Raw genomic sequence first — 1,782 nt, 5'->3', positions numbered from 1 at the left:
GACTAGCCGGTGACTTCGCACGTGGGGTTTCAGGTTTCCAGCCAGCGGGGTCGGGTTTCGTCGATGCCGAGGAGTTCGAGCAGGTGTGCTTCAACTCCTCGGCTGATGAGGATGGTGGGTGGGCTGGTGGCGGTGCCGGGTCGGAGCATGAGGCTGTCGAGTTGGTAGAGGATCATGCGTGCGGTGGGGCGGACCTTGCGGTTGTCGGGGTAGAGGCCGGCCATGGTCTGCTCGGGGCCCAGGGCCTGGCGGACTTGCCGTTCGATGAGGCAGAAGACGAGCAGGGCCAGGCAGATCACGGTGATCAGGGCCGCGATGCGGCGGTTGTGTTCGAGGAAGATCGGCGCGACGGCCAGCGGGCCCTTGAAGTCGTTGTAGCGGCGCTCGACCACGCCCTGGCCCTTGTAGCGCTTGAGGACCTCGGCGGCGTCGGCCTGCTCGGGGGTGAGGCGGGTGACCAGGGCATACCAGCCGTCGGCGGCGGCCTCGGTGTCCAGGACGTCCTGGTCGAAGTACCAGGCCAATGACGGGCGCCCGTCGGGGTCGGTGGTGACGGTGGTGTGCAGGCAGTTCGCGACCCGGCGGGTCTTGGCGATCACACCGATGCGGGCCTCTACCTTGGCGGCGGTGTTGTAGTAGCGGCCGCCGGCGGATCGTTGCAGCTTGTCCAGGTCCTCGGTGGCCTTGGCCAGGCGTTTGGCGCGGGCGGCCCGCTGGCCTTTGGCGTTGCCGGTGGAGTGGACCAGAATCCTGCGTAGGCGGTGCTGCGGGTCGGCCTTGCGGGGGCCGGTCATGACGTGGACGTCCTCCAGGACCCGGTAGGACTCCCGCTGGTCGGCGGGGGTGTTCCGCTCGCGGTCGCGGTCGTTGACGTAGTCGACCGGTTGAGCCGATTCCAGGTCCAGGGCGGCGTAGACGTCAGCCTGGACCTGGGCAGCCGGGAGCGGGGCGATGAAGTCGACCTTCGCGTCCAGCAGCGCGGTGATGTTCGGATAGGACACGAGCTTGGAGTCCGCGACCAGGAGGAAGTCCTTGCGGTCGGCGATCTTGCGCAGGGCCTTCATCGCACCGACGACCTGCGCGACTTCGCCCGCGCCGCCGTCGTAGACCCGGTGGAAGACGGGGACGCCGCCGTCACGGCTGACGGCCAGCCCAGCCTGGATCTGCTTCAGATCCACCCTCCTGTCCTTCGGGTGACCGTACCTGACCTGCGGGAACCCGTCTTCCTGGTCCTCGTAGGCACCGAACAGGGACATACTCGTCATGTCCCAGTGGATCTGCCCGACGTCGATGCCGAACTCCGCGATTGCCTGCGCGCCGATGGAGCCGGTGATCTCCTCCAGCAGCGGGGCAATCGCGTCCAGCGCGCGGGCGAGCCGGTCGTCGTTGAGCAGATCCGGCTCGATGCCGAACACCTCCTCCACGGCCCACTTGCGGGCCCAGTCGCCGATCCGGACCATCGACGTCGGTGAGGACAGCCGGTTCGCGACCAGGACCTCGATCACCTGCCCGTGTGTAAGGTGCGCGACCTCGCGCACCGGGCACAGCTCGTCGATGATCCCGGCCACGTCCAGCCGGCGCAGAAACTCGGCAGAGGCAGGCAGAGCGCCCAGACGCCTCTCCACCACAGGGGCCAACTCCACCGTCAAACGAGGACGTTGAACCCGGGAACGACGCGAACGGGATATCGGCACGCCCCTATCAAAGCGAACAACCACCCCGCAAGCACCGGTCGTACCGACCATTCACCCGAACGTGTCATGTGCGAAGGATGGGACTAGC

At 67.5% G+C, this 1,782-nt stretch carries 1 protein-coding gene; it reads right to left on the bottom strand.

Features of this window, described 5'->3' with window-relative positions:
• Positions 1-29: 29 nt before the first annotated feature.
• Complete coding sequence (locus tag AB0Q99_RS34245) at positions 30-1,625, bottom strand: IS1634 family transposase (RefSeq protein WP_363578173.1); 1,596 nt, start codon at positions 1,623-1,625, stop codon at positions 30-32.
• Positions 1,626-1,782 lie beyond the last annotated feature (157 nt).

This window comes from Kitasatospora sp. NPDC086791, from assembly GCF_040685975.1.
Lineage (GTDB): Bacteria > Actinomycetota > Actinomycetes > Streptomycetales > Streptomycetaceae > Kitasatospora.
Note: the sequence above shows the minus strand (reverse complement) of the source record. Positions and strands in the feature narration are given on the sequence as shown.